This window comes from Maribacter thermophilus, from assembly GCF_001020565.1.
Taxonomy (GTDB): domain Bacteria; phylum Bacteroidota; class Bacteroidia; order Flavobacteriales; family Flavobacteriaceae; genus Maribacter; species Maribacter thermophilus.
In genome coordinates this window covers 1,368,420-1,389,553 of the sequence record NZ_LDAS01000001.1, presented here as the reverse complement: position 1 = coordinate 1,389,553, position 21,134 = coordinate 1,368,420, and the positions used below count along the sequence as shown (strand labels likewise).

The window sequence follows — 21,134 nt, the reverse complement described above, 5'->3', positions numbered from 1 at the left end:
CTTGTTATAACATTATCTAGATTTAAATGAACAAAATAAAAGCTCCAAGAGCTAAAAAGATAACCAAACAATTGGTTACACATAATGATGTAAGATTGGACGATTATTATTGGTTGAACGACAGGGAAGACCCAGAAGTTATTTCATATTTAAAGAGCGAGAATGAGTATTATGATCAAATGACTTCGCATACCAAGGCATTTCAAGATATACTTTTTAACGAAATGAAGGGTAGGATCAAAGAAGATGATTCTTCTGTTCCTTATAAATTAAATGGCTACTGGTACAAGACTAGATATGAAACAGGAAAAGAATACCCTATCTATACACGGTTTAAGTGGAGTTTGGATGCGGAAGAAGAAACAATTTTCGACTGTAACGAGATGGCCAAGGGGCACGATTATTTTAGCTTGGGGGGTATATCTGTCAGTCCTGATAATAAATTAGGGGTATTTGGCGTAGATACCGTATCTCGTAGGCAATATGTTCTTAGGGTAAAAAATTTGGAGACCGGAGAAGTTTACGGCGATAAGATCGAAAATACGACCGGTGGTGGCGTATGGACTAATGATAATAAAACGTTCTTTTACACAAAAAAGGATCCGGTCACTTTACGCTCCGACAAAATTTATAAGCATGTTCTCGGTACTCCGGTCGATGATGACGAACTGGTTTTTCATGAAAAGGACGAAACCTTTAGCACTTTTATCTACAAAACAAAATCGAAGAAATACATTGTAATTGGCTCGCATAGTACTCTAACATCAGAGTTTCAGATCATGTCGTTGGATAAACCGGAAGCGGGTTTTAAGATTTTTTCACCAAGAAAGCGAGGATTGGAATATTCTATTGCCCATTACGGTGAGTTCTTTTATATATTAACGAATAAGGACGGTGCCACCAATTTTAAATTGATGAAGGTGGGTGAAGAGAATACCGGTTCTGAACATTGGCAAGAGTTTATTGGGCATAGAGAAGATGTGTTGTTGAACGATATAGAAATTTTCAAGGACTACTATGTGCTTTCTGAACGTAAAAATGGGTTAAACCAGATAAAAATAGTACGTTGGGACGGTGCTGATGCGTATTACCTTCCATTTAATAGTGAAACGTATACCGCTTACGTTGGAAACAACCCTGATTTTGATACACAACTGCTTAGGTATTCCTATAACTCCTTAACGACCCCAAGCTCTGTCATAGATTTTAATATGGCAACGAAAGAGAAAGAGGTTAAAAAAGAACAAGAAGTTCTCGGGGGTACCTTTAAGAAGGAGAATTACGTGGAAAAACGAATATGGGCAACTGCGACTGATGGGGTAAAGGTTCCTATTTCCATTGTACACCATAAGAATTTTCCACTTTCAAAAGAAACACCGGTACTACAATATGCCTACGGATCTTATGGTTATACCATAGACCCGTATTTTTCTACCGTAAGGCTCAGTCTGCTGGATAGAGGGTTTGCCTATGCCATTACCCATGTTCGTGGGGGTGAGTATTTGGGGCGCCCATGGTATGAGGACGGAAAACTGTTGAAAAAGAAAAATACGTTTACCGATTTTATAGATTGCTCAAAGTATCTTATTTCCGAGGAAATGACCAGTCCCGATCACTTATATGCAATGGGAGGTTCTGCCGGCGGATTGCTCATGGGTGCTATAGTCAACATGGCACCGGAACTTTATAACGGTATTATAGCTGCGGTTCCTTTTGTAGATGTGGTAACCACAATGTTAGATGATTCTATTCCGCTAACTACAGGGGAATATGATGAATGGGGAAACCCGAACCAATTGGAATATTATGAGTACATGAAATCGTATTCTCCCTATGACAATGTAAAGCCCCAAGATTATCCAAATATGCTGGTAACAACAGGGCTACATGACTCTCAAGTGCAGTATTTTGAGCCAGCAAAGTGGGTGGCAAAGCTAAGAGATCTAAAAACGGATGAAAATATTTTATTGTTCCATATTAATATGGAAGCAGGGCATGGTGGGGCTTCAGGAAGGTTCGAAGCTTTACGGGAGACCGCAAAAGAGTATGCTTTTCTATTAGATTTAGAGAGAAAAATATTACTGTAGAAAAAAAATAGTAGATTTGTAACGGAATTTTAGCAAATAAAATAAAATTTGCTAAATAGAAAAAACATATCCCCCTTATGGAAAATAAGATAAAGGCTCATAACAATATCTTAGAATTAATTGGGAAAACACCGCTGGTAAAACTTAATAGAATTACCAAAAATTTTAAAGGTGATTTTTACGCTAAAGTAGAAGCGTTTAATCCTGGGCATTCATCCAAAGACCGTATAGCTATTCATATTATAGAAGAAGCTGAACGAGCAGGAATACTTAAAGAAGGAAGTACGATTATAGAAACTACATCGGGTAATACAGGTTTTAGTATTGCCATGGTCAGTATTATAAAAGGCTACGATTGTATTTTAGCGGTTAGTTCTAAATCTTCAAAAGATAAAATAGACATGCTGAGGTCTATGGGCGCGCAGGTATACGTTTGCCCGGCACACGTAAGTGCAGACGACCCAAGGTCGTATTATCAAGTAGCGAAACGCATACATGAAGAGACCAAAAATTCTATCTATATAAATCAATATTTTAATAAATTGAATATTGATGCGCATTACAGGTCTACAGGCCCGGAAATATGGGAACAGACCGGAGGGCAAATTACCCATTTGGTAGCTTGTAGCGGTACCGGAGGAACAATTTCCGGAACGGCAAGGTTTCTGAAAGAGCAAAACCCCAATATAAAGGTAATAGGTGTTGATGCCTATGGGTCAATACTTAAAAAGTATCATGAGACCGGTAGTATTGATGCCAATGAAATCTATCCCTACAGAATAGAAGGTTTGGGTAAAAACCTGATACCTGCTGCTACAGATTTCGAGATCATTGACGAGTTTATAAAAGTGACGGATGCAGAAAGTGCCCATACAGCAAGAGAAATTGCTAGAACAGAAGGTCTTTTTGTAGGGTATACCAGTGGTGCGGCGATGCAGGCCATGAAACAGTTGAACGAGTTGAATACCTTTGATGATAACAGTAAGGTAGTGGCTATTTTTCCTGACCATGGTTCTAGGTATATGAGTAAAATATACAGTGACCAATGGATGGAAGATCAAGGGTTCTTGGAGTCTAATCCTGTAGAGGAAACCCAAGAAATACAATATATAAAATAAAGAGTTTAAGATAATAATTATAAAAGCGGGCTTTTAGCCCGCTTTTCTGTGTGCAATTATTTATGAATGCTTCTTAAAAATTTTTACTTTTGCAGGCAGAACCAAATTTAGGCGATGAGAGACTTATTTGAAAGAATCATAGAGAACAAAGGTCCATTAGGAAAATGGGCCTCACAAGCAGAAGGCTATTTCGTATTTCCAAAATTGGAAGGTCCAATTTCGAACAGGATGAAATTTCAGGGGAAAGACGTTATTACTTGGAGTATAAATGATTATTTAGGTCTTGCGAACCTGCCGGAAATAAAAAAGGTGGACGGTGAAGCGGCTGCCGAACATGGTGCTGCATACCCAATGGGGGCCAGAATGATGAGTGGCCATACTGATTTTCATGAGCAATTGGAGAGAGAATTGGCAGATTTTGCCCAAAAGGACGCATCTTATTTATTGAATTTTGGATACCAAGGGTTTATGTCTGTCATTGATGCCTTGGTAACAAAAGATGATATTATTGTTTATGATGTGGATTGCCATGCCTGTATAATTGATGGCGTAAGGTTGCACATGGGTAAAAGGTTTACCTTTATTCATAATGATGTTGACAGTTTAGAAAAAAACTTGGAGCGTGCCACTAAAATGGCAGAGCAGACCGGAGGCGGAATTTTGGTAATATCCGAAGGAGTATTCGGAATGCGCGGTGAACAAGGTATCTTAAAGGAAATTGTAGCACTTAAAAAGAAATTCAACTTTAGACTTTTGGTAGATGACGCCCATGGTTTTGGAACTTTGGGAAAAACAGGTGCCGGTACCGGAGAAGAGCAAGGCGTACAAGATGATATAGATGTGTATTTGGCAACATTTGCAAAATCGATGGCAGGTATCGGGGCTTTCGTAGCTGCTGATCAAGAAATTATCGACTACCTTAAATACAATTTGCGTTCGCAAATGTTTGCAAAATCGCTTCCTATGGTATATGTAAAGGGAGCTTTAAAGCGTTTGGATATGTTGCGCAATCGACCAGAGCTAAAAGCAAAACTTTGGGAGAACGTAAACGCACTTCAAAACGGACTTAAAGACAGAGGTTTCAATATCGGAAGTACAAATACCTGTGTGACTCCCGTATATCTTAACGGAAGTATTCCTGAAGCTATGGCTTTGGTGAAGGATTTGCGTGAGAATTATGGAATTTTCTGCTCTATAGTGGTATATCCTGTAATTCCAAAAGGAATGATTTTGTTAAGGTTAATACCTACCGCAACACATACAATGGAAGATATTAGTGAAACATTGGATGCGTTTTCTGCTATTAGAGAGCGATTGAACAATGGAACCTATAAAAGATTATCGGCTGCCGTTGCCGCTGCGATGGGAGAATAAAGTATAGATTACCGAGTATTAGAAAGGCCAAACTTTACAAAGTTTGGCCTTTTTAATTTAAAGACTCTTTTTATATGTTCTTCGTCTTTTATAGATAACGGGGTCAAAATGTTTCCACATTTGTTTTATGGCGACATTCTCTTCCAGTTCAGGAGTTCTATAGCACATTTTAATTCCTTTCTCTTTGAATGTTTTATAATATTCATTGAAGATTATGGCGGTTACCCCTTTGTTTTGATAATCTGGATGAATACCTATTAAGTAGAATATAACGTCTTTGCTGTTCTTCTTGGCTTTTAAAAGATGGAATATGCCAAACGGGAAGAGTTTGCCCTTTGCCTTTTGCAGTGCTTCTGAAAAAGAGGGCATTACTATGGCAAACGCTATAAGTTTATCGTCTTTATCCTTTATAAACTTTATATACTCCGGATTTATAAAGCTGATGTATTTTTTTTTAAAATAATTTTTTTGAACCTCTGTGATAGGAACAAAAGAAGATAGTTTGGAGTACGTTTCGTTAAAAAGGTCGAACATCTCATCCGCCAAGGGCATGACCTCTTTGGTGCTGGTAAAGTTAACCTCTTTGAGTCCGTATCGTCTTTTTATTAAATCGTTTAGCTTGGTAAAAAGAGCGGGATCGGCGTTACTGGCAGGAAACTTATTTTCCATGTACTCTTTTTCCTTTACAAAGCCTAAATTTTCATAATGGGTTTTGTAATAAGGGTAATTATACCATGTGATCATGGTGCCGATATGGTCAAAACCTTCCACAAGAACACCTACTTTGTCCAAATTTGAAAAGCCTACGGGGCCTTCCATATATTCCAAATTGTTCTTGGTTCCGATTTCGGCTACCTTTTGTAATAAGGCTTTTGAAACTTCTTGGTCGTCGATAAAATCAAACCATCCAAAACGCATTTTTCTTAGGCCTTGTCGCTCCACTTCGAGCCTGTTGATTATAGCAGCGACCCTACCGACTATTTTGTTGTCTTTGTAGGCCAGATAAAACCATGCATCCGCATTTTTGAAGACGGGATTTTTGGTCTTGTCAAAAGTTTCCAGTTCATCTTTAATAATGGGAGGGACCCAATATTTAGAGTCTTTGTATAGCGAAAAGGGAAAGGTTACGAATTTTTTTAGTTCGGTTTGTGATGTAACCTCTTTTATTGTAATCATGGGCACATTTTATAGGTACCAATATTAGGGATATTAAACAACACCTAAAAATCTTATGAAAATAAATTCTATACTATATAAGAGGCTTAAAAATCTATTTCACTTTCGTCTTTCTTTTTCTTCTTTTGGGCTTTTTTAAGTTTGCGTAATTGTTTTTTAGAAGGTCCTAAATCTATATCCTCGGCGCCACTGCCTTGTTTTTTCCTTTTTTTCTTTTTCTCTTTTTTCATGGCGTTCTTTTCTATGGCACCGCCGTTTTCATCTGCAGATTGATCCTCTATGGGTACTAGGCTGTCTTTATGAAAATCGAAACGATAAGAACCCCCCAAGCCAGCGAACACACGTGATGGGGTATCTTTAAAACTAGCTCCTAAGCTTACGTCGAACTGTAGTCTTTCGTTCATTAGGTACGCTACACCGCCCCGTAATAACAAATCGGAATAGCGATCGCTTTTAATACCTTGATGCTCTAAAAAAGTACTCCATTTCGGATTGCGAAAGGCATGTGATAATGATATGATGTAGCTTAATTCCGGATATTCGGTCCCAATACGGTCATAAGATGTATTGGTGATCATTACAAACCTTGGGGTAAGCCTGCTTTGTGTAGCGATCATTACCCTAGGTGATACTGTTGGCTCGTCTAAATAATAGGGGTTGTCGCCAAGTACAAAATTTGCACCTGCATATATGGATATGGCCGGTAATAGATTTTTTAACTGAAATTTGTTGTTGGCACGCCAACTGTATAAATTGGGTTTGTTTCTTTCTGGGTTTTTAAAAGGATCGTATATCAAGAATTTTAATCCTAGGCGATTTCTGGTAAAATCGGTTCTTTTTGCCTCTAGATTAAAATTCTCATAAAGAATATTCTGGTTTTGAAACGTTCCTTCGTAATTAAGTTCCAACTGTTCGAACAGCAAACCATAGCGCAAAGAGAAATTGGTCCCCCAGATATCCGACTGCGTATTCAACAGACCATGATCACTTTGTTCATAGAACAGTCCCATCTCTGCCTGCACCACGTTTTTGCCCACTGCATAGGCACTTACCGATAATCCTGGCCTGTTCGAATTGATGACATCTGTATACTGACCAATGGATACCAATGGTAAAAACAGTACGAATAAAAGCTGAAAATTGATTCTTTTGATAATAAAGGACCTTCCCATTGAAACGACTTTATAATTATTTTAATACTTTGAATCTAGTAATACAACGTGATAATTGTATTTTTGATATATATCAAACTAAAATAAATGGCATTTTTAAAAACAATACTGATTATTCTTTTGGTGTATTATTTGCTTAAAATTTTAGCAAGGTTGTTTGCCCCAAAAATATTGAACTACGCCGCCAAGAAAACCGAATCTCATTTTAGACAGGCGTTTGATGGGTTTGAACAACAACCATCAAGGTCTGAAGAGAAGTTTGGGGATGTAATTATAGATAAGAAATCCAATAGAAAGAAGACCGATTCCGAAAAAGTTGGCGAGTATATAGATTTTGAAGAGTTAGACTAGTTATATTTGCGTAACTAACTACTACTCGGAACATGAAGAAAGGTCTAAAATTCTTTTTCACCCATTTTTTTGTAACCGTATTTTTTATCGTTGCCGCTTTGGCCTATTTTCATCCTGTTCTTCAGGGAAAGGTTATCTACCAGCACGATATTGCCCAGTATACGGGCATGGCCAAAGAGCAAAATGATTTCAGAAAAAAAAATGACGCTGAACCTTATTGGACCAATAGTGCCTTTGGTGGTATGCCCACCTATCAATTAGGTGCCAACTACCCACATAACTATATTAAAAAATTAGATCGTTTAATTAGGTTTTTGCCCAGACCGGCAGATTATCTTTTTCTCTATTTAATAGGTTTTTATATCCTTTTATGTAGTCTTAAAGTGGATTATAAACTGGCTATTGTAGGGGCCCTGGCCTTTGGTTTTTCAACATACCTGATCATTATTATTGGGGCGGGGCACAACGCCAAGGCACACGCGCTGGGTTATTTGCCAATATTATTGGCCGGTATTGTGCTGGTGTTCAGAAAGAAATATCTCTGGGGATTCTTGGTCACGGCCTTGGCAATGGCTTTGGAGATTGTTGCCAACCATTACCAAATGACCTATTATTTTATGCTCTTGGTATTGGTTCTAGGGGTTGTATATTTAATAGATGCGATTAAGAAGAAAGAATTAAAGCATTTTTTTGTTTCGGTAGGTATTTTGGTCTGTGCCGTTGTGCTGGGTATCGCGGCGAACGCCACGGGACTAATGGCAACCAAGGAATATGCCGATTGGAGTACAAGGGGCAAAAGTGAGCTGACCATTAACCCCGATGGGTCTCCGAAGGATAATACGGGCGGACTTAGTAAAGATTATATTACCCAGTGGAGTTATGGTATATCGGAATCTTTGAACATATTTGTTCCTAGACTTTTTGGGGGTGCGAGCCAAGAGAATCTAGGGGAGGACTCCAAATCTTTTAAGTATCTTATTGATAAAGGGTTACCAAGATCAAGTGCGTTGGATTTTGTAAGTGGTATTCCGTTATATTGGGGGCAGCAACCCGGTGTTTCGGGACCAGCCTATGTAGGTGCCATTGTGTTTTTCTTATTCTTTTTAGGACTGTTTTTGGTAAAAGGAAAGCATAAATGGTGGTTGTTGTTCGGCACAATACTTTCGCTGGTATTGTCTTGGGGAAAGAACTTTAGTGTCCTAACCGATTTTATGATCGATTACTTTCCTTTATACGACAAGTTTAGGGCCGTATCTTCTATTCAGGTAATACTGGAGTTGTGTATGCCTATTCTGGCAATTTTGGCATTAAAGAAAATCTTTTCTTCCAAGATGGATCTTAATGATAAGATTACCTCTTTAAAATATGCTGCGGCAACGGTTCTTGGTTTGGGGGTTCTTTTGTTCTTGTTTAAAGGTATGTTCGACTTTACCGGGCCGGTGGACGAACGACTAAGAATGACCGGGTTAGAGGAACTGCCTGAAATGCTTAAGTTAGACCGTAAGGCTGTGTACAACAGTGATCTGTTCCGTTCTTTAGGATATGTATTGGTAGTGGTTCTTTTATTATGGTTCTATTTGAAAGGAAAATTGAAAATGAACCTTACCGTTATTGTGATAGGAGCTTTGCTTGTTTTTGATTTGGTAGGTGTGAACCTTAGATATGTGAATGAGGACAACTTTGTGTCTAAAAGAAGAATGTTGGAACCTTTTCAGAAAACGGCGGCCGATACTCAAATTTTGAAAGATACTAGCGTATATAGGGTATTTGATCAAACCGATGGTTTTGACTCAGCAAAAACAGCTTATTTTCATAATAGTATTACCGGTTACCATGCCGCAAAACCTGCGGGTATGCAAGACCTTTTCGATTTTCATGTGTACAAAGGAAACCTATCCGTATTTAATATGCTCAATGTTAAATATGTAGTTCAGCAAGATGAGCAGGGAAATAAGTTTCCGATACAGAACCCGAATGCAAACGGAAATGCGTGGTTTGTTAAAGAACTACTGGCCGTAGGGTCGGCAGATGAGGAAATAATGGCGTTGGATAGTATAGATACCAAGGTAACCGCTGTTGTCAACACTAACAAGTTCAGTATTAACAGATTTGAATATCAAGTAGATTCTACGGCATCCATCACCCTTACCGATTATAAGCCCAATCATTTAACGTATAGTTCTAAAAATATGAACCCCGGAGTGGCGGTATTTTCAGAAATGTATTATGCACATGGTTGGAATGCCTATATAGATGGTACACCAACCGACCACTTTAAGGTAGATTATGTGTTACGTGCCATGAGAGTGCCAGAGGGGCAACACACGATTGAGTTTAAGTTTGAACCCAAGGTAGTGGAACAAGGAAGTAAAATATCTTTGGCAAGTACTATTTTATTGGGCCTTGTATTTCTTGGAGGGTTAGGATTTACTTTTTACAGAAATAAGAAAGAGAATAATTCTTAATGAGAAGGGTTCTGGTCATTACGTACTATTGGCCACCGGCAGGAGGGCCGGGCGTACAACGCTGGCTTAAGTTTGTAAAGTATCTTCCAGATTTTGGTATAGAGCCCATAGTTTATATTCCAGAGAACCCACATTACCCTTTGGTGGACGATACTTTTTTAGATGAAGTTCCTGAGCAGGTACGTATCTATAAACATCCGATTATAGAGCCTTACGGGATAGCAAGTTTTTTTTCTAGTAAGAAGACAAAGCGTATAAGTTCTGGAGTTATTAAAAACAGAGATCAGTCGTTTTTAGAAAAATTTATGCTCTGGGTCAGGGGCAATATCTTTATACCCGACGCTAGAAAATTTTGGGTAAGACCTTCTGTGCGATTCTTGTCCGATATTATAGATAAAGAGAGTATCGAAACTATTATTACCACGGGTCCGCCCCATAGTCTTCATCTTATAGGTCTTGGCTTAAAAGAAAAGAAAAATATTCAATGGATAGCCGATTTTAGGGATCCATGGACTTCCATAGGATATCATAAGAAATTAAAACTGACCAATTCTTCAAAGAAAAAACATAAGCGGTTGGAGTCTTTGGTATTGAACACAGCAGATAAGGTGCTGGTGACCAGCAAGACCACAAAAGAGGAATTTGGGCAACTTACATCAAAACCTATCAAAGTTATTACCAATGGGTTTGAACCTAAAGACCTTGATGAAGTTCAACTAGACCGTAATTTTACCATTTCACATATAGGATCCATGCTTACGGGGCGCAATCCTATTAATTTGTGGCAAGTTTTGGGACAATTGGTTAAAGAGAATAGTGAATTTAAAAATGTTTTTAAATTAAATTTTATAGGCATTGTCGGTGAAGATGTATTGGCCTCTGTACATAGGTATGGACTCAAAGACTATGTAGAAGTTGTCGGTTATGTTTCTCATAAGAAGGCTTTAGAGTACCAACGAAAAGCTCAGGTACTACTTTTGGCCGAAATAGATTCTTTTGAAACAAAGGGTATTATTCCCGGAAAGTTGTTCGAGTATATGTCCGCACAACGTCCTATCTTGGGTGTAGGGCCCCAAGGTTGGGAAGTGGCCGCCATGGTTTCCGATACGGAAACGGGAAAAGTGTTTGATTACCAAGACCGTTCTGAACTTAAAAATGTAATTTTAGAATGGTTCAAAAAATACAAAGAGAACTCGTTGCAGGTTTCATCCATGAATATTAATTCATATTCTAGAAGGGAGCTAACAAAAAAATTGGCCGAATATATTTAAATGGGAATTGTACTAAAGCAATCATTGAACAACACTGTAGTTACGTACTTTGGCTTTGCGCTCGGTGCCATCAATACGTTGTTTTTGTATACCCACTTTATGCACCCCGATACTTACGGACTTGTACAGGTCGTCTTATCCATTTCAGCGGTTTTAATGCCTATACTTGCCTTTGGTGCTCCTAATAGCTTGGTCAAGTTCTATAGTAGTTTTAAAGGAGGACGGGAGCAAGAGGGTTTTTTGACCATGATGTTGTTGTTGCCCTTAGTACTGATTATTCCGATAGGCCTTATAAGCTATTTTGCCAATGAGGCAATTGGTGCATTCCTATCCAAAGAAAATCCTATTGTTAGAGATTACATTTGGCATATTTTTTTTACCGGTATGGCAATGGCCTATTTTGAGGTTTTTTATGCTTGGTCCAGAATACGGATGAAATCCGTTTTTGGGAATTTAATGAAAGAACTGTTTTGTAGGATAGGACAGACTATTCTGCTAACGTTACTGTGGTTAGATATAATCGATGTTCCTTTTTTTATAAATGCATTGGTGGGCTTCTATATTGTTCGTACCCTGATCATGAAAATATATGCCTATCGTGTGCATATGCCTAAATTAATATTTCAGCTTCCGAAGAATTGGAAAGATATTGTAAAGTATAGTGGACTTATTATTTTAGGTGGGTCAACCGCCATTGTATTAATGGAGGTAGATAAGGTTATGCTTAACAATTATTTGCCTATAGAGAATGTGGCGTACTATGGTGTAGCGGGGTTTATTGCCATAACCATCGCCGTTCCATCGCGGGCCATGCATCAGATTACCTACCCGATGACCGCCGAATATATAAACAAAGGAGATATTGGAGCCCTTTCTAATCTGTATAAAAAAAGTTCCCTGACGCTTTTTATTATTTCAGGTCTATTGTTTTTGTTGATCGTTCTTAATCTTAATGATCTTTTTAAATTGCTTCCCCAAGGGTATGCAGGCGGATTCCTTATTGTCTTCTGGATCGGACTAACCAAAGTGTACGATGCATTATTGGGCAATAACAACTCCATATTATATAATTCAGACTATTATAGGTCTATTTTGTTGTTCGGTGTACTATTGGCCCTAATGGCCATAGGATTTAATCTATGGTTGATACCGGCCTATGGTTTAAATGGTGCGGCCATTGCCAGTTTTTCCGCCTTTTTTATTTATAATTCACTCAAGCTCTATTATGTAAAGAAAAAATTTAATATGGTTCCTTTTACAAAGGGCACTTTTAAAGTGTTTTGTTTGTTGGGGGCAATGGGATTTGTTTTTTACTACGTTCAATTTTCTTTTCACCCCATAGTCAATATATTGCTAAAGAGTGCCATAATGGCCGTGGTTTACTTAACCGTTTTGTATAAATTTCGAATATCTGAGGATATTTATCAGGTAATGAAGAAATTTATAGGAGATAAATGATGCATCGTTTTTAGAGAGTTTAAGGAGGTATCAATAGGTGTTTGCTAAAGTTGTTTCCCTAAAAAAGAGGTATAAATCAATACTTGCTTTTCTGAAGTTAAAAAGTGCATGGGGCAGAAGAAACATTATACAATAAAGTATCATATATAATAATGTTATACAGAAACTTAATTCATTAAATCTGAAAATAATAGAGACACATATTGCGACCAAACAAGATCGGCCCCAAAGAATACAAGAATATGGGGTAGGTATTTTTAGGTCATTGCCCACCAAATCGTCTTTGAAAAAGGCTATAAAAAAAGAATTGGTTCGAATAGATGGCAAGGTAGCTACTACGGGGTGGTTTATAAAAGGAGGGGAGTGTATAGAATTAATGGAAGCTTCAAAGAAAACTAGTTTTAAAAGACTAAATCTTCCATTAGAAGTAGTTTTTGAAGATGAATATTTGGCGGTGGTAAATAAACCCGCCGGTATTTTGGTCAGCGGAAACTGTTTTAAGACCGTTGCAAATGCATTGGAGCAAAATTTGAGTAAAAGTCAGGAGTCAGATGCCATTTCCCCGAAACCCGTACATCGTTTAGATTACCCAACCACAGGTTTGTTGGTAGCGGGAAAAACAAGTGCTAGCCTGGTGCAACTAGGACGTCTTTTTGAGGGTAAGAAAATTGTTAAGACCTATTATGCGGTCACTATCGGTAAAATGAAGCCTAAAGGTGAGATAACAACTCCTATAGATGACAAGGAAGCCCATACGGTTTATGAGATTGTAAAAACCGTTACCTCACCAAGATTTGGTTGGTTAAACCTGGTGAAATTACATCCGAAAACAGGAAGAAGGCATCAACTAAGAAAACACTTGTATATGATGGGGAATCCAATTTTAGGGGATGCTACATACCACTTGCCAGATTTATTGTTGAAAGGAAAGGGACTGTACCTTCATGCCGGTATGATCGAGTTTGTTCATCCATTTTCTAAAAAGCCAATTGTACTCCATAAAGAAGTACCTTCAAAATTCCGTAAGATTTTTGGGGACACTCTTGGGGTGTAGGTGTTGAACACATTTATAGGCAATGGCAATTGGTATAAAAAATGGCCCTGAAGTAAATTTATTCACTTCAGGGCCAATCAACTAACTAACTAACTAACTAACCTAAAAACTATCTTAAAAATCTTATTTATTAATTTCTTCTGGCCGACGCAGATCTAGAACTTGAACTACTTCTGTTATTGGAAGAAGCCTTGCTTATAGATCGTGAGCTTGTACTTCTGCTAACAGTACTTCTTTTCGTAGAAGGTGCTTTGTGAACAGACCTTGTAACGCTTCTCTGTGTTTTGGTCTGTACTACCGATCTTTGTGTTCTGCCTTGGCTACTACGTACCCCTGTATTTTTAGTTGTGGGTTTCTTATAAGTGGTCGTAGTTCTTTTCACCGTAGTGATACGTGGTGTTCTTGTAACTTCCCTTTTGGTAACAACTGTTCTTTTTTGGTTACCGGTCGCAACATTGTTTCCACGTTTTACAGTGGTAGATCTTTTAACCGTGTCACTTCTATTGTTTCTTGTCTTATTGTTAGAGGCTATTGCCCTATCGCTTCTATAGCTATTATTCTTGGCGGATACACTTCTGTTACTTCTATATGAATTGCTTCTAACAGCTACCTTTTTGTCATTTCTGTAGATGTTGGCTCTTTCACGTCTTACTTTATTGTATCTGTGTTCTTTTCCGATTTTCACATAAGCCCTTCTTTTATTGTATCTGTAGGGTTTATGAAAAGTATATCTAATAGGAGTGTAATACCTTCTGTAAGGTCTATTTAATACTAGACTAAACCCTATGGCCGGTCTAACAAACCATCTGTGGAACGGACGGAATATATAATTTCTGTTATAGATATTTATGAATCCGGTGTGATAATTGTAAAATCCTCTATTGTCATAAAAAACATACATTCCACCTATACTACGTATCCTATTGTTTCTATAGTTGATGTTTACATCGCCAATTTGACTTACACGACCATAATAGTCATAATAAATAGGTACGTTCTCTACTTGTATTACTGCACCGTAATCGTCATATTGGGCATAAGGGCTATAATCATATCCAGAATTAAATGTGATTCCGTTTCTATTTCCCGTAACATAATCTTCTATATAAAAGTCGAACTCCCCATCTGGGTAAACGGAAAAAGTAATGCCGTTTTCAACAAATATGAATGAGTTGTTGTTTCTATAAGCATTGCTGGTTGCAACCTTATCTTCGTTTGTACTTGTGGCCATGGCACCGGTAGTGCCTAAAATCATCGCCGTAAAAATGAGTACTAAATTTTTCATGATATAAGGTTTTAAAATTCTGAGTGCAATTATTTACACTCGCTTTACTTATACCAAACAGCGTGCCAAAATTTAGAATGCTATTATATTATACTGTAAATCAGTTTGTTATAATGGTTGTTGTAATTACTATAAGGGGAGCTTTTTAATTAAAGCTTCTCTTTTAGGTATTTGGCGGTAAAAGATTTTTTGCTTTTTGCGACCTCTTCTGGAGTGCCTTCAGCCAATAATTGTCCACCATTTTCTCCACCCCCCGGACCTAGGTCAATTATATAATCTGCACATTTTATAAGTTCAATATTGTGCTCTATAACTACTATGGAATGTCCTTTTTTAATGAGGGCATTAAATGATTTCAACAACTTTTTTATATCATGAAAGTGTAATCCGGTAGTTGGTTCGTCAAAAATGAACAGTGCCTTGTCCTTTGTGGATCCCTTTACCAAAAATGATGCTAATTTAATTCGCTGTGCTTCGCCACCCGATAGGGTAGAGGAAGATTGTCCTAAGGTTACGTAACCCAAACCAACGTCTTGTAATGGTTTCAGTTTTGTAACAATCTTATTTTGTAGTCCCTTTTCAAAAAAGTCGATGGCATCGTCAATGGTCATGTTTAGAACGTCATCTATATTGGCATTGTTAAAGGTAACTTCCAGTACATCCTTTTTAAAACGTTTTCCGCCACAGGTGTCACATTCTAAATGAACGTCTGCCATGAACTGCATCTCTACGGTAATTTCTCCTTCTCCTTTACATTTCTCACACCGTCCACCGTCTACGTTAAAAGAAAAATGTTTTGCTTGGTAATTTCTTATTTTACTTAACTTCTGGTTCGCAAAAAGGTTACGGATGTCATCGTAGGCTTTTATATAGGTTACCGGGTTGGAACGCGACGATCGGCCAATAGGGTTTTGGTCTACGAACTCTACATGTTTAATATGTTTGTATTTGCCGGATACAGAGGTAAATTGTCCGGCTTTTTCCCCATATCCGCCAACTTCTTTTAAGATAATGGGATACAATAGTTTCTTTACCAAGGTACTCTTACCGCTTCCTGATACTCCCGTAACCACAGTAAGCATATCTAAAGGAAAGGTAACGTTGATATTTCTAAGGTTATGGGCCCTACATCCTACAATTTCAATATAATTTTTAGAAGTACGTCTTTCTTTCGGAATTGAAATTTCCATACTGCCGTTGAGATAACTGGCCGTTAGGGAAGTAGATTTCAATACCTCTTTCAAAGTACCTTGTGCCACTACTTTTCCGCCATGGGTGCCCGCTTCGGGCCCTATATCTATAACTTGGTCTGCAGCTTTCATGATATCCTCGTCATGTTCCACTACAATTACGGTATTGCCTAAATTTCGAAGAGAGAGCAACACTTCGATCAGGTTTTCGGTATCTTTTGGGTGTAGGCCAATACTTGGTTCATCTAGTATATACATAGAACCTACTAGACTACTACCCAAAGACGTGGCAAGATTTATACGCTGGCTTTCACCACCGGACAAGGTATTCGATTTTCTGTTCAAGGTAAGGTAGTTGAGACCTACTTTATCTAAAAAACCGAGTCGGGTATTAATTTCTTTAAGTAACCTATCCGCAACTTTTAGATCGTGTTCACTTAGTTCTAGTTGTCCGAAAAATGCGATCAATCGTTCTATTGAAAGTTCTACCAGTTCAGAGATGGATGTTCCTCCGACTTTTACATAATCTGCTTCTTTGCGCAATCGTTTTCCGTTGCAGAGGTTACATTTTGTTTTGCCCCTGTAACGAGAAAGCATTACCCTGTTCTGTATTTTGTAGCTTTTCTCTTCTAAGGTTTCAAAGAATTTGTGTAATCCTATAAAGTGCTCGTTGCCGTTCCATACCAGTGTACGTTGTTCATCGCTCAACTCAAACCAAGGCTTGTGTATCGGAAAATCGAACTTATAGGAATTGTTTACCAATTGATCTCTGTACCAGCTCATACTTTCGCCCCGCCAAGGGAAAATGGCATTTTCATAAACGGATAGCGCCGTGTTGGGCACTACCAAGTCTTCATCGATTCCGATTACATCGCCATAACCCTCACATTTTGGACAGGCACCGTACGGATTGTTAAAACTGAACAAATGGACGTTCGGTTCTAAAAACTGCATTCCGTCAAGCTCAAATTTATTACTGAATAAACGTTGGTTCGAATCGTTCAGGGATTCTATGATGCATTGTCCCTTTCCTTCAAAAAAGGCAGTATCTACCGCATTTGCCAATCTATTGTAAAAATCCTCGTCATTTTTGGTGATGATCCTATCCACGACAAGGTCAAACTCTTTACCTATATCTGCGGGAGCCTGATCTATTCTGAGCACTTTTCCTTGATATTTTATACGTGCATAGCCTTGTTTTGAAAACAGCTCCAGTGATTTTATAGAATCTCGGTCTTCCCTTATCTGAATAGGGGCCAGCAATAGCAGCTTGGTGCTTTCTTCAAAAGACTTTACATAGTTTATGACATCCGAGACGGTATTTTTTTTGACCTCTTCGCCAGATATTGGGGAGAAGGTTTTTCCTATACGGGCGTAGAGCAATTTAATGTAATCATAGATTTCGGTGGTGGTACCTACCGTGGATCTGGGGTTGGTTGAATTTACTTTCTGCTCTATGGCAATGGCCGGGGCTATACCTTTTATATAGTCTACCTTGGGTTTATCCAATTTGCCCAAGAACTGCCTGGCGTATGAAGAAAGGCTTTCTACATAGCGTCGTTGCCCTTCGGCATAGAGCGTATCAAAGGTCAAACTAGATTTACCGGACCCTGAAAGTCCGGTTATGACTACCAATTTATTTCTGGGGATTACAACATCGATATTCTTAAGGTTATGAAGTTTGGCACCTTTAATGATGATGTTCTTCTTGGGGTTTACTTGGGATATAACGGGCATAGCAATTTCTAAATTCGCAAAGATACGATATGGTACTTTTCTAGGCGATTAAATACCGGTAATCTAAAAATATGAGCGTAATTTTTCACATAATTTTTAGAGTATTTATTTTTTTTTATCTTTGGTTCTCAATAAAATACAATCAGCCTATAACGCAAAATTACTTTTTAAGTTAGAATAAGACCCAAATTAACCCTAGTCATATTGATATAGGGAATGGGTTTTAACCCCAAAAAGTAAAGTTATGACACAGGCTACTAAAGATTCCCAATTAGTTCAGGATTATATTAATGGTAATGAAAGAGCCATAGAGGTTCTTATCAATAAACACAATGCCCGTTTAACGGGTTTTATCTATTCTAAGGTAGGTGACCGTGAACTGACCGAAGATATTTTTCAGGATACTTTTATGAAAGTTATCAGAACCTTAAAAAGAGGTGCGTATAACGAAGAGGGTAAATTTCTTCCATGGGTAATGCGTATTGCCCATAACCTTATAATAGACCACTTTAGAAAAAGTAATAGAATGCCAATGTTCGAAGGATCCGATGTATTTAGTGTATTCTCTTTAATGGGAGATGAGCGCCTTAATGTAGAAAAGCAGATAATAAAGGAACAGATCGAAACCGATTTGACCAAACTGATAAAAAAACTGCCCGAAGACCAACAAGAAGTATTGGAAATGCGTTTGTACAAGGATATGAGTTTTAAGGAAATATCGGAAAATACGGGAGTAAGTATTAACACCGCATTGGGTAGAATGCGATACGCACTGATCAACCTTAGAAAGCTGGTTGAAGCAAATAGTATAGTTTTGACCGATTAATTGGTCACAGGTCGAAGAGTTTTACTATATTTATTTTTCTAGCGTTGTAGAATAGAACCAAGAAAAACCGAAGAGGAATATGGAAAAAATTTACACGACCAAAAAAAACAAACACAAATTAGTATCGGCAAAACCGGAGACCATTAAGTTTTTACTGGATTACTCTAAGTCGTTACAAGTGATGGAGGCAGATGGAATCAAATATGAGAGTAATCTGAATTAGAAAAAACAATCTATCATATAAAAACCCCCAAGGAACTTTCCTTGGGGGTTTTTCTTTATAGGTATGATATATAAGGATATATATATAATAAGGATGGTTTGCCTTAGAAATATCGTATATACCTTAATATAAGTATGTTGGTATTCTTCGCCAGTAACTAGTAAAGCCCTTATTTATTGTACTGAGAAATAGGTTTTCGTTGTTTCACATCATAAAAAGCCAGTTTGACAACATACTTTTTCCTACAGGAGGGGTTTTATATAGTTTTATCTCAGAATTAAAACACTAATCATAATTATTAACTCAGGATTCCCCAACCAGTCACCTAAATGAAAACAACTAATATGGAATTACAAATAGAAGATTCAGAACTAGTAAGAGATTATATCAGTGGCGATGAAAAAGCCTTGGAAATCCTTATCAACAGACATAATCAACGTATTACGAGTTTTATTTACTCTAAAGTATTGGACAGGGATGTAACGGAAGATATTTTTCAAGATACCTTTATCAAGGTAATTAAGACCTTGAAAAGAGGTAGCTACAGTGAAGAGGGAAAGTTCTTGCCATGGGTAATGAGAATTTCTCACAACTTGATCATTGATCACTTTAGAAAGAACAAAAGAATGCCAATGTTCGAGGGCAGCGATGACTTCAATATTTTTTCCGTTATCGGAGATGATAAGTTGAATGCCGAAAAACAATTGATAAAAGATCAGATAGATACAGATTTGAGAGAGTTGGTAGAAGAACTTCCAGATGATCAAAAAGAAGTTTTGATTATGCGTATCTATAAGGATATGAGCTTTAAAGAGATTTCAGAAAACACGGGAGTAAGTATAAACACTGCTCTTGGAAGAATGAGATATGCTTTGATCAACCTTAGAAAGATTATCGAGAAAAACAATATAGTGCTTACAAATTAGAAGACCGTAACCGGTTGAAACAATATTTCTGATGTAGTTACGTTAATTTAATGTAACAACATTGGAAATATGGAAAAAATTTACACTAATTACCCGGAAAAGGCTGAATTTAGCAAAGTATGTCCGAAGACAATAAACTTTTTGTTAAGTTTTTCGCAAGCACTTTATGAAGTTGAATATAAAGATTTAAGGTTTGAGACCTTTTTAAATTAAAAAAGACCCGCATTAGCGGGTCTTTTTTTTGTTATAATATTCTTGCAGTACTGTTTTTCTTCCTATAGTCTTGGTAATAATGTCTTTTTCAAGATCCCAGCCCCTTGCAGGGGAATATTCACGCCCATACCATATAATCTGGAGGTGCAGATTGTTCCATAATTCTTTCGGAAAAAGTCTTTTTGCATCTTTTTCTGTTTGAACCACGTTTTTACCATTGGTAAATCCCCATCTATATAAAAGCCTGTGAATATGCGTATCTACCGGAAAGGCGGGTATACCAAAGGCTTGTGAAACAACTACACTTGCAGTTTTGTGGCCTACTGCGGGCAGCTCTTCCAACAGTTTAATGTCTTTTGGTACCTCGCCATTATATTTTTCTATAAGAATTTTAGAGAGTCCGTGTATACCTTTGGATTTCATGGGGGATAAACCCACGGGCTTTATAATTTCCCTAATTTCCTCAACGGTCAATTTTACCATATCAAAGGGGTTGTCGGCTTTCTCAAAAAGCAACGGCGTTATCTTGTTTACGCGTACATCGGTACTTTGGGCGGACAAAAGAACGGCTACCAATAATGTGTAAGGGTCTTTATGGTCCAAAGGTACCGGTATTTCGGGGTAAAGCTCTTGTAGGGTTGAAATTACAAATGACACTTTTTCTGCCTTCGTCATATATTGTTTAATTTTACGGTCTATAAGTTAACGACTTTAAAGAAATTGACTATGAACACATTAAAGGTAGGGGACAAGGTACCTTCATTTTCGGCCAAAGATCAAGATGGCAATACTATTAATTTATCGGATTATTCCGGTAAAAATTTAATTGTTTTTTTCTATCCAAAGGCAAGTACCCCGGGTTGTACCGCCGAGGCCTGCAATCTAAGGGACAATTATAAAGAATTACAGGACCAGGGATACGAGCTGTTAGGTGTTAGTGCCGATTCTGAAAAAAGACAACAGAACTTCAAAAACAAATATAAATTTCCATTTCCGTTATTGGCCGATGAAGACCATACGGTAATAAATACGTTCGGTGTATGGGGCCCAAAAAAGTTTATGGGTAGAGAGTATGACGGTATTCATAGAAAAACCTTTGTGGTAAATGGAGAAGGGGTCGTGACCAAGGTTATAGATAAGGTTAAAACAAAAGATCACGCGGCACAATTGTTGGCCGGATAAAAAAAAGCCCCGGTAAGGGGCTTTTA

17 protein-coding genes are annotated in these 21,134 nt (G+C 37.7%); 12 read left to right on the top strand and 5 right to left on the bottom strand.

All coding sequences use genetic code 11. The features are described 5' to 3' along the window. Positions 1 to 26 precede the first annotated feature (26 nt). The 3 genes from AB657_RS06025 to AB657_RS06015 all read left to right on the top strand — a co-directional run bounded on the left by AB657_RS06025 (position 27) and on the right by AB657_RS06015 (position 4,579). On the top strand, positions 27 to 2,087 hold the full coding sequence (locus tag AB657_RS06025) for a S9 family peptidase (protein ID WP_047245670.1): 2,061 nt from the start codon (positions 27 to 29) through the stop codon (positions 2,085 to 2,087). 77 nt (positions 2,088 to 2,164) lie between these two features. Further along, on the top strand, positions 2,165 to 3,205 hold the full coding sequence (locus AB657_RS06020) for a PLP-dependent cysteine synthase family protein (RefSeq protein WP_047245669.1): 1,041 nt from the start codon (positions 2,165 to 2,167) through the stop codon (positions 3,203 to 3,205). 114 nt (positions 3,206 to 3,319) lie between these two features. Continuing rightward, on the top strand, positions 3,320 to 4,579 hold the full coding sequence (locus tag AB657_RS06015; RefSeq protein WP_047245668.1) for an aminotransferase class I/II-fold pyridoxal phosphate-dependent enzyme: 1,260 nt from the start codon (positions 3,320 to 3,322) through the stop codon (positions 4,577 to 4,579). Positions 4,580 to 4,636: 57 nt separating this feature from the next. Here the strand turns inward: AB657_RS06015 and AB657_RS06010 are convergent, their stop codons facing one another. Both AB657_RS06010 and AB657_RS06005 read right to left on the bottom strand, forming a co-directional pair. Continuing rightward, entirely contained in the window at positions 4,637 to 5,755 is a 1,119-nt protein-coding gene (locus tag AB657_RS06010; protein WP_047245667.1) for a hypothetical protein, read from the bottom strand. 86 nt (positions 5,756 to 5,841) lie between these two features. After that, the gene (locus AB657_RS06005) at positions 5,842 to 6,927 is read right to left on the bottom strand and encodes a transporter (protein ID WP_047245666.1); all 1,086 of its coding nucleotides are present in this window, start codon (positions 6,925 to 6,927) and stop codon (positions 5,842 to 5,844) included. An 87-nt stretch (positions 6,928 to 7,014) separates the two neighbouring features. Between AB657_RS06005 and AB657_RS06000 the strand changes: the two genes are divergently transcribed. The 5 genes from AB657_RS06000 to AB657_RS05980 all read left to right on the top strand — a co-directional run bounded on the left by AB657_RS06000 (position 7,015) and on the right by AB657_RS05980 (position 13,526). Next, complete coding sequence (locus AB657_RS06000) at positions 7,015 to 7,278, top strand: DUF4834 family protein (protein WP_047245665.1); 264 nt, start codon at positions 7,015 to 7,017, stop codon at positions 7,276 to 7,278. A 32-nt stretch (positions 7,279 to 7,310) separates the two neighbouring features. Beyond that, on the top strand, positions 7,311 to 9,743 hold the full coding sequence (locus tag AB657_RS05995; protein WP_047245664.1) for a YfhO family protein: 2,433 nt from the start codon (positions 7,311 to 7,313) through the stop codon (positions 9,741 to 9,743). Next, entirely contained in the window at positions 9,743 to 11,014 is a 1,272-nt protein-coding gene (locus AB657_RS05990; RefSeq protein WP_047245663.1) for a glycosyltransferase family 4 protein, read from the top strand. The genes AB657_RS05995 and AB657_RS05990 overlap by 1 nt, the downstream gene beginning before the upstream one ends. After that, positions 11,015 to 12,472 (top strand): oligosaccharide flippase family protein, encoded by a 1,458-nt coding sequence (locus AB657_RS05985; protein WP_047245662.1) that lies wholly within the window; start codon positions 11,015 to 11,017, stop codon positions 12,470 to 12,472. It abuts the gene before it with no gap. A gap of 283 nt (positions 12,473 to 12,755) precedes the next feature. Next, positions 12,756 to 13,526: an RluA family pseudouridine synthase gene (locus AB657_RS05980; RefSeq protein WP_316933209.1), complete on the top strand. Its 771-nt coding sequence runs from the start codon at positions 12,756 to 12,758 to the stop codon at positions 13,524 to 13,526. Between the two features lie 130 nt (positions 13,527 to 13,656). On the opposite strand, the gene AB657_RS05975 is transcribed toward AB657_RS05980, so the two are convergent. After that, positions 13,657 to 14,811, bottom strand: coding sequence for a hypothetical protein (locus AB657_RS05975; protein ID WP_047245660.1), 1,155 nt, complete (start codon positions 14,809 to 14,811; stop codon positions 13,657 to 13,659). Positions 14,812 to 14,960: 149 nt separating this feature from the next. Beyond that, positions 14,961 to 17,738 (bottom strand): excinuclease ABC subunit UvrA, encoded by a 2,778-nt coding sequence (uvrA, locus tag AB657_RS05970; protein WP_047245659.1) that lies wholly within the window; start codon positions 17,736 to 17,738, stop codon positions 14,961 to 14,963. Between the two features lie 244 nt (positions 17,739 to 17,982). Here uvrA and AB657_RS05965 point away from each other — a divergent pair, with 244 nt between their 5' ends. From AB657_RS05965 to AB657_RS05960, 3 genes are all read left to right on the top strand, one after another. Beyond that, entirely contained in the window at positions 17,983 to 18,564 is a 582-nt protein-coding gene (locus tag AB657_RS05965) for an RNA polymerase sigma factor (RefSeq protein ID WP_047245658.1), read from the top strand. A 79-nt stretch (positions 18,565 to 18,643) separates the two neighbouring features. After that, complete coding sequence (locus tag AB657_RS18050) at positions 18,644 to 18,787, top strand: hypothetical protein (protein ID WP_198146879.1); 144 nt, start codon at positions 18,644 to 18,646, stop codon at positions 18,785 to 18,787. 344 nt (positions 18,788 to 19,131) lie between these two features. Further along, complete coding sequence (locus tag AB657_RS05960; protein WP_047247836.1) at positions 19,132 to 19,713, top strand: RNA polymerase sigma factor; 582 nt, start codon at positions 19,132 to 19,134, stop codon at positions 19,711 to 19,713. A 225-nt stretch (positions 19,714 to 19,938) separates the two neighbouring features. Here the strand turns inward: AB657_RS05960 and AB657_RS05955 are convergent, their stop codons facing one another. Then, a complete protein-coding gene (locus AB657_RS05955; RefSeq protein WP_047245657.1) occupies positions 19,939 to 20,601 on the bottom strand; it encodes an endonuclease III domain-containing protein in 663 nt (220 codons plus the stop codon). Between the two features lie 51 nt (positions 20,602 to 20,652). Between AB657_RS05955 and bcp the strand changes: the two genes are divergently transcribed. Beyond that, entirely contained in the window at positions 20,653 to 21,108 is a 456-nt protein-coding gene (gene bcp, locus AB657_RS05950) for a thioredoxin-dependent thiol peroxidase (RefSeq protein WP_047245656.1), read from the top strand. Positions 21,109 to 21,134: the final 26 nt, after the last annotated feature.